The organism is Xenorhabdus mauleonii (assembly GCF_900113945.1).
Taxonomy (GTDB): Bacteria; Pseudomonadota; Gammaproteobacteria; order Enterobacterales; family Enterobacteriaceae; genus Xenorhabdus; species Xenorhabdus mauleonii.
The window spans coordinates 1-7,837 of sequence record NZ_FORG01000050.1; the positions used below are offsets into that span (position 1 = coordinate 1).

The window sequence follows — 7,837 nt, forward strand, 5'->3', positions numbered from 1 at the left end:
AGGCCATTGATGATGCGGGTAAACACAACATCGCCCAGCGATTACAACAACGTGTTACCGCTATCATGCGCTATGCCACCCAGAACGATATTCTGGCATCCAACCCGGCTAATGATATGGCCGGAGCACTCACCATCACAAAATCACGTCATCACCCTACCCTGCCTCATGAAGCCTCACCTGATTTTTTGAACCGCTTATCGGCTTATCGCGGGCGCTTGCTGACCAAAATCGCGGTAGAGCTGGCATTGCTGACGTTTGTCCGTTCCAGTGAACTGCGATTTACCCGTTGCCAGGAAATCAACCTTGTTAACCAGAATAATGAAGATTAAAAAGTGAGTCAGAAAGTGAGGAGCTGTGAGGAAAGGGAATTTGCACCTCACCTTATTCCTCACTTTTCTCGCCTATATGCGGAAAAAGTGAGGAATGCAAAACTCATTGATTTTTAATGGTAAATAAATCCCGATTCCTCACCTATTTTTGCAGTGAGGAAAATAAAGAGTGAGGAGAAAAATGAGGAGTAGGCGAGAAGTTACTTTTTTTCTGGCAGGTGTTTTTTAGGCTCTCCGTGTTACCGGGCTAATAAATTAGCCCGGTAACACGGAGAAGACAAGCGCAGCGCCTCAGTGTCAATCTGAACGATCAAAATGATTGTGAGAATAAAATGCTTATTACATTAACTGACACCTTTTTCAGAAATTGCACTTACCTATGCGAGCCCAAGTTTATTTTTTATTTCTCTAACCTTCGGCGTCAATGTGAAACAATCTTCCAACAGCTCCTCATCCAATGACCAATAATCAATAAGTTGCAAATGATATTGATAATTATTTGAAAGTAAATTAAGCACATTAGGAATTGATTCATCATCACAATTTACATTTTGAGTTAAAAAGTCATTTGCAATATCTAACATCAATTCCATTAATGTATTTTTTTCCAATTCAGAATAATTATCACTTGAATAAGCAACAATATATTTCTTCAGCCACTCCTTAGTTCGGTATTCTTCTGGCAATTCAAGCACCCAATCTTGGATAAAGCTATCCCCTTTGGGTAATCCTAACTCATTGCATATATGTTCTATTGTATTCATTTATCGTCCTTCTAATTTAATTCGAATGTGAAGAGCTATATGGAAATGATGTTCTAACGGAACCATCTGATTTTATAACTATCCTTGCCATGTCGGGCGTAATTTCTGTTCCATCGGGTAGATAACCTCTACCTTTTACAGTTGTTGGTAATGGGACATCGTGAACACCTGCTCATTTTGGGGCTGCGTCTGCAAGAAAAAATAACAAAATCGTCCGTAAAAATATAAATATGGCTACCTTTAATTTTAAAAGATAGCCACATACGATGTAAAAGTGAGGTTTATTTTTCTAGTTGTGTAAAATCATGCTCAAAAAATAAATTTTGTAGCGCAGATTCAACGTCATTTCCTATTAAGCAAAAATAATCATCATATCCACCATAAAAACCACCAGATTCAGATAGAAAAAATGTCATGTGTTCAGAAAAACCTATACCTATCGGACATAACTTATTTTCAATTATGTTTTCATAGTGTTCTACCCACAATGGGTCTAACCAATCAGTCGGTTTTGTAGGTGTAAAATCACTCACATCTATATTTGTAGGGTCAGCATAAGCTTCATGTTCAATCTTTATTTCACCTAAACTATGAAAAAATTCATAGCATTATGATGAACATCATAACCTTTTCCTTCTAATACAGATAAATATTTATCAATATTTATCGACCTGTTTGGATACCAGCCACTTCTAAGTAGCCTTTCTTTTATTACATCATTAAATGAATAAAACATTTTCTATCCTGTTAAACTGGCTAAATTCATAAGTAAGAAATAAAGCCGGAAAAACATTCCGACTTTATTTGAATAAAATCATTATAAGATTTACTTTTGTATTGTTTATCGTAAGGATAAATTATTTTGCAAGTTTCATTTTCATTTATTGTATTCCATACCCCTCGAATCCATTTAATCTTACCTTTATATAGTATATTTCTGATATTGTCTTCGTATTCATAGTTATCATTTTCGCTATTCATGGCAAATTCTAGCGTATAATGTTCATCACATAACAATTCAGATGTTCTATCTAATTTATCAATCACAATAACTTTATATTTCCCACAATCACCAGTAGCTATATACCTACCTTTATCATCTTTGGTTAGCAAACCAATATCGAAAACATATTTTATTTCAGATACCAACTCTTCAAAACTAGTATCTGTACCTAATACTATACTTAAGTAACGTGTCATATATCACCTTGAATTATTTATCTTTAATAATTATTTGATTATCACCTTTTCGTAGGTAATCATCAAGCTCATGGCTTTTGTATATTCTGAATCCAAAAGCTTCATCCCTTAACCCAGGCAGTGTAGCTCTTAGCTTTTTATCAATCTCTTGCTCAATTTTAGCTATTTCTGGGAACTTATTACCATCACGTCGTCTATTGGTATACCTTATATCACTACCCAAATAATCAGATTTAATAAATGCATCCACATCAAAGCTTTTTAAATTGACAGGCCTTGCTATACTTAAATCATGCGCTTTGCTAATCTCACTCGCGGCACTGCCGCGATAACCGACTTCAGCGTTAGGATCAATTTTAAGTATTTCGGGTAAATGCTCGCGAAGTACGGAATTGATCTTCTCCTGAGTATCAATTAATTCTGCATTAAGATCATTTGCATTCTTACTCAAATAAACATAAATCGCCGGAATATTCGAGATTGGAAATATCAGAATATAATCGCGAAAATCTTTTTCCTGTGGCGCGGGTGTCGTCAGCTTCGTCGGCCCATTATCCCTTCCATCCGGTATCGGCGTAGATGTGCTATTTCCGCGAATTTCATTTGGATCTTGCTGTGGATTGATGCAGGCACCATCCCGCCAGTCTTTTTCCTCGGGGATCGGTAATCCCGGTGTCTGCCCCGTGATGTTGGGATCAAGTACGGCTACCTTGGCGTTTGCCGTCGAATTTTGCGGAACATATTGATGAATATCCTGCTGTGAGAATTCACCCGATGCGGCATTCAAATACCAGACCAATGTCGGCGAAGTCGCCTCATCTTCCCAAAATTCATACCGATTTAATGATTCATTATGTTTTACGTGCCGAACCTTAACGTCCTCCATACCACCGTTCTCACGGGTATGGTATCCCACTGCGGCCAGTTACCCTGTCTGTGCATCTTCCACAAAACGGTAGCGAACACAAGTCGGTGCTACTCCTTTCTCGTCAGCAATTTTCGTTAAACTTTCGAGACTCAGTAAGTCACTGTCACTGCCATTCCACCAATTCCGTATCATGACGCCTGCTGTCACCAGCAGCGCTTTCATCGCAAACTCATTACTTGTCACGGGATCAGAACGGAACAGATCTACGTTGCTTTTTTCACTTTTGGATATCAGAAGGCGAGTTATTTCTTTATCCAACTCACTACCTCTATCTACCGTAGAGCCAACACCTACCGCCCCCCCTATTCCCATTCTCATCAACACCTGAGGCGGCAAAGGTACCATACCATACGCGGGTTCTATCACCTGCATTTCACCCAAATGGGTATGCGGCTCGGTTTCCGTTCCCGCATCGGTACAACCCGAAGGTTGTAAACAGGATTTGGCAAAGACCGGTTTGGCGATGCGGGCGATTTCCAATACATGGCGACGGTTATGGCTTGGCCGCGCGATAAATCCCGGATAACTGGGGTCGGGGTAGTATCGAGAATCTAACAGCGCTGCTTGTGTCCAGCCTTCGACTTCCGGTGTTGCGTTGCTGATTTCCCCCGGCACAAGTTGGTGGAATGCCCCTGTTCCTTTGGCTGTTTTCACTGTCTCAGTGGAAGATTTTTCAATCAACTGCTCCGCTAATTTTTGTGCATCCACATGCTGGATCATCGGCTGCTTGCACGTTTACATTATTCCTTACAACAACTTGCAAGATGCAGATAAACTAAATAGCGTCATAAAATTTGCACTATCACTGCTGGATGAGTGATATTGCTTTGTCTGTTACTGTTGTTGATTACAAAATATTAGTAACAGACAAATACACAATTTAAATTAATAAATAATACCTTTATATTTCAACATCAGTTCTCGACCTTTATCGTCTAATAATATTGGTAGTTTATGTAAAAAAACATAACCATCGTCATTAAATTCAAGTAAGGTTTGATCCGATGGGGAGATAAAAAAAGTTGCGCCATTAAAGAAACACTGAGAATTTAATTTACGATAACAATCAATAAAAATATTAATATTTTCTTTTTTTATAAAATAAACCTCATCCTTTGAATAGGAAAGATCAGTTATTATATAAATATCGTTGTGAATATATTGTTTAAAAAAAATTTTATTTAATATTTCATGATCATCTAAACTCTCCCAATCATCTATTTTACCTAATAATTTATATCTACCATCTTGCGGAAAATCAATGTGCTCCAATACAGATATATCGCCACCTAATATAGAATACAAAATGTCATTAGCTTGTTTCATAGTATATTTTTTATGGTTTTCCATCATACTTATCTCTACCTTTTATAAAAATTTTATCTGTTACAGAATAACGAGCCCCATCAAAGTCCCTAACAGTAACATGTGGTCCCTCATTGGTGTTCTTATGTCCTACCGGGTTCCATTCTATTTTTCTCTGCCTATCAGGGCTCATATACCAAAATTCTTTTTCTTCAGTATAATTATCTAAGCTACCTCCTGCTGCATTCTCTGCTGCTGCTAACAATTCATCCTGACTGTTTACATATTTCCTTTCGACATTAGTACCTGCTGAGTTTTTTATGATTTTACTACTCATATAAACATAAATCGGTGGAATATCTGAAACAGGAAATATCAGAATATAATCGCGAAAGTCCTTTTCCTCCGGCGCAGGTGTGGTCAGCTTGGTTGGTCCATTATCCCCTGCATCCGGTATCGGCGTTGACGTGCTATTTCCACCGATTTCACTCGGATCCTGCTGTGGGTTGATGTAAGCACCATCCCGCCAGTCCTTTTCCTCGGGGATCGGCAATCCCGGTGTCTGACTTGTGGCTTGGGGATCCAGCACAGCGACTTTGACATTGACGGTCGCATCTTGTGAAACCGATTTATCGATATCTTGCTAGGATAATCCACCGGATGCCGGATCAAATCAGCGGCTGCCAGCACGTTTCCTTTATGCCTTACGAAACCAGAAAAATGCAGATAAATTGATTAGGGCTGTAAATTTGTGCCATCGCTGCTGGATAAGTGATATTACTTTGCCTGTTACTGTTGTTGGTTACAAAATATCAGGGACAGGCAAATATACAATTTAAATTATTGTCTCACTATATTACTTTTTTACCTTCTGAGAATGCTTATCTAGATTCATTTAAACTCATATTATTAGCTCCTCCTTGAAAATCATGATCATCAGACTGAATTGGATCATTTTCCCATCCACAAATATCACAAATGAGATATTCTCCAAGAGAATCTAGGGTAACATTATTACAACATGGGCGATGATATTTATCGTTCATCGGTCTAACCAATATTTGGAGGTTTATACATTAAAGCAAAAGGCTACTCGTTTAAACAAATAGCTTTTAACACTCCATTTTAAATATTATTCTTTTATTTCATTCAATTAAATTACTATATTTTTTCGTTCTGGAAAACTCAGGTTCTTTCCAATTTGGGCCTTTAATTATATTCCCTTTATCATCTTTAGCTAATTTTCCTTCATCTAGTAGTCTTTTATACGTTGTCCATAGCTCGTTTTTCTCAATGACTTCAAAATTAAATCTTACATACATACTATCTATGGATGGATACGAACTTTTAAGGGAAAAAAATAAAAGTATATCCTCAACAGATTCATTTATTATCATCATCTCCAGTGGGTTCATAATTTCACCTACCTATTTACATAATATCCCTCTTCAAGTCACCAGTTTTTATGAGTTAAGAAGTATATAATATATGGGACTAAGATATCTCATTGAAAGTTTATTGCATTTATATAATGCTATTAAATTACTTATGGATTTTGAAAAAGGAAAAGTAAATTCTTCACCTTTTAAGTTTTCCATCAATTTAAAAACACATCTTAATTTTTTCTATTTATTAGATTTTTCCCTAAGATACTCTTCATAGATGGCATCATATTTACCTGTTTTCACAAAATCAGGAGCGACCCAATTAGGACCTTTGATTGTCTTACCCTCCTCATTTTCCATTAATTTACCCTCACTAATTAGCCTTTTATAAGTAAATAAAAGCTCCCGTCTAGCAACAACCTCAAATTTATAGTCAGTATACATTCTATCCAATGACCGATAAGAGGCTGTTAGTGCAAAAAGCATCATAACATCTTCAACAGACTCATTTTCAATAATTAATTTCATCATTGACATTAATAACGTCTCTTTTTTGGTAAACCCAGTGCTTATCTATATTCTTCATCGCCGCGTTCTGTTTTAAATAAATGTAAAAAAGACTTCATTAACTCTATAAGAATAACTTGCAAAGGAGAGAGAAATACTCTCCTTTTTGTATTTACCGCATATGATTAATACATTAAAAAATACAGCCACATTAAATGCCATATTTTTTATTTTTAATAAAATCAGGTTCTCTCCAATTGGGACCTTTGATTGTTTTTCCCTTTTCATTTTGCACTAACTTACCATCTTGCAATAGCTTCATATATGTACTCAATAAAATCCCTTCTGCAATAATCTCAAAACGATATTGAACATATAGAAGATCTATAGTTTGATAAGATTTTTTTAATGACAGATACAAAAGTGCATCTTCAACTGATTCATTTTCTATTATTTTTTTTATGCAACTCATGGCAAATTCTCCAAGCATTGTTATTAACTTTCACGTTCTATAGCTATTGCAATAGCTTCCGGCGTATATAAGGGCTCTACCTTTTCATTAATTTTATAATCTTCTAATGTAGCTGTGTGTGCATTATTCCATGTAATCAAATCGTTAGCGCCATCAGGAACTCCTAAAGCCCTATAACGTTCTAACTCTCTTGTTTCATGTGTATAAAATCGTCTATCGTAGTCGGTTATAGGTATTTCTCCGGATAAAATTTTCTCCAATCGTTCAATCATTATTTGGTTTTCTACGGACTCATCAAACCTGCTGGTATGTAGTTTAACTTTATCGATTCCTTCTTGTGTAATTTCAATATTTCTCCAGTCTAAATCCTGAACAGAACCACCAGCTTTGGTAGGATCATAAGATCGCCCACTGTATTTGCCTTTTTCAGTTCCACCATATGGACAATTCATATAAACATAAATCGGTGGGATACCTGCGACAGGAAATATCAAAATATAATCGCGGAAATCTTTTTCTTTCGGTGCGGGAGTGGTCAGCTTGCTCGGCCCGCTATCCCGTCCATCCGGTATCGGCGTTGACGTGCTATTTCCACCGATTTCACTCGGATCCTGTTGTGGGTTGATGTAAGCACCATCCCGCCAGTTCTTTTCCTCGGGGATCGGCAATCCCGGTGTCTGGCCTGTGGCTTGAGGATCCAACACTGCGACTTTGACATTGACGGTCGCATCTTGTGAAACCGATTTATCGATATCTTGTTGGGATAATCCACCGGATGCCGCGTTCTGATACCAGACCAATGTCGGCGATGAAGCACCATCTTCCCAGAATTCATAGCGATTTAAGGACTTATTATACTGCACATGGCGGACTTTGACCGGCTCCAGCATATTCTCTTTGCTGGTATGGTATCCCACTGCGGTCAGCTGCCCTGTTTCTGCATT

The 7,837-nt window shown here is 37.4% G+C and carries 11 protein-coding genes and 2 pseudogenes; 1 reads left to right on the top strand and 12 read right to left on the bottom strand.

Going from position 1 to position 7,837, the window contains the following annotated elements; all coding sequences use genetic code 11:
* Nucleotides 1-314, top strand: a pseudogene (locus tag BM100_RS21495) (tyrosine-type recombinase/integrase); the annotation flags it as partial.
* A gap of 395 nt (nt 315-709) precedes the next feature.
* On the opposite strand, the gene BM100_RS21500 reads toward BM100_RS21495, so the two are convergent.
* From BM100_RS21500 to BM100_RS21560, 12 genes and pseudogenes are all read right to left on the bottom strand, one after another.
* Entirely contained in the window at nt 710-1,096 is a 387-nt protein-coding gene (locus BM100_RS21500; RefSeq protein WP_092514689.1) for a hypothetical protein, read from the bottom strand.
* A 281-nt stretch (nt 1,097-1,377) separates the two neighbouring features.
* Nucleotides 1,378-1,832: pseudogene (locus BM100_RS21505) on the bottom strand (SUKH-3 domain-containing protein).
* Nucleotides 1,833-1,858: 26 nt separating this feature from the next.
* Nucleotides 1,859-2,296, bottom strand: coding sequence for a hypothetical protein (locus BM100_RS21515; RefSeq protein WP_092514714.1), 438 nt, complete (start codon nt 2,294-2,296; stop codon nt 1,859-1,861).
* 13 nt (nt 2,297-2,309) lie between these two features.
* On the bottom strand, nt 2,310-3,212 hold the full coding sequence (locus tag BM100_RS24130; RefSeq protein WP_244590752.1) for an S-type pyocin domain-containing protein: 903 nt from the start codon (nt 3,210-3,212) through the stop codon (nt 2,310-2,312).
* Nucleotides 3,213-3,221: 9 nt separating this feature from the next.
* A complete protein-coding gene (locus BM100_RS21525) occupies nt 3,222-3,944 on the bottom strand; it encodes a hypothetical protein (RefSeq protein WP_092514716.1) in 723 nt (240 codons plus the stop codon).
* Between the two features lie 165 nt (nt 3,945-4,109).
* Complete coding sequence (locus BM100_RS21530) at nt 4,110-4,577, bottom strand: hypothetical protein (RefSeq protein WP_092514718.1); 468 nt, start codon at nt 4,575-4,577, stop codon at nt 4,110-4,112.
* A complete protein-coding gene (locus tag BM100_RS21535; protein WP_244590753.1) occupies nt 4,561-5,082 on the bottom strand; it encodes an S-type pyocin domain-containing protein in 522 nt (173 codons plus the stop codon). The genes BM100_RS21530 and BM100_RS21535 overlap by 17 nt, the downstream gene beginning before the upstream one ends.
* 328 nt (nt 5,083-5,410) lie before the next feature.
* Nucleotides 5,411-5,575: a CPCC family cysteine-rich protein gene (locus BM100_RS21540; protein ID WP_092514728.1), complete on the bottom strand. Its 165-nt coding sequence runs from the start codon at nt 5,573-5,575 to the stop codon at nt 5,411-5,413.
* Between the two features lie 99 nt (nt 5,576-5,674).
* Nucleotides 5,675-5,944, bottom strand: a complete 270-nt coding sequence (locus BM100_RS21545) for an immunity protein (RefSeq protein WP_092514733.1) — start codon at nt 5,942-5,944, stop codon at nt 5,675-5,677.
* A 210-nt stretch (nt 5,945-6,154) separates the two neighbouring features.
* On the bottom strand, nt 6,155-6,451 hold the full coding sequence (locus tag BM100_RS21550; protein WP_092514742.1) for an immunity protein: 297 nt from the start codon (nt 6,449-6,451) through the stop codon (nt 6,155-6,157).
* Nucleotides 6,452-6,632: 181 nt separating this feature from the next.
* Nucleotides 6,633-6,911 carry an immunity protein gene (locus BM100_RS21555; protein WP_244590754.1) on the bottom strand — a complete coding sequence of 93 codons (279 nt, stop codon included), beginning with the start codon at nt 6,909-6,911 and terminating at the stop codon, nt 6,633-6,635.
* 5 nt (nt 6,912-6,916) lie between these two features.
* The coding region (locus tag BM100_RS21560) for an S-type pyocin domain-containing protein (protein ID WP_244896545.1) at nt 6,917-7,837 on the bottom strand (921 nt) is incomplete at its 5' end.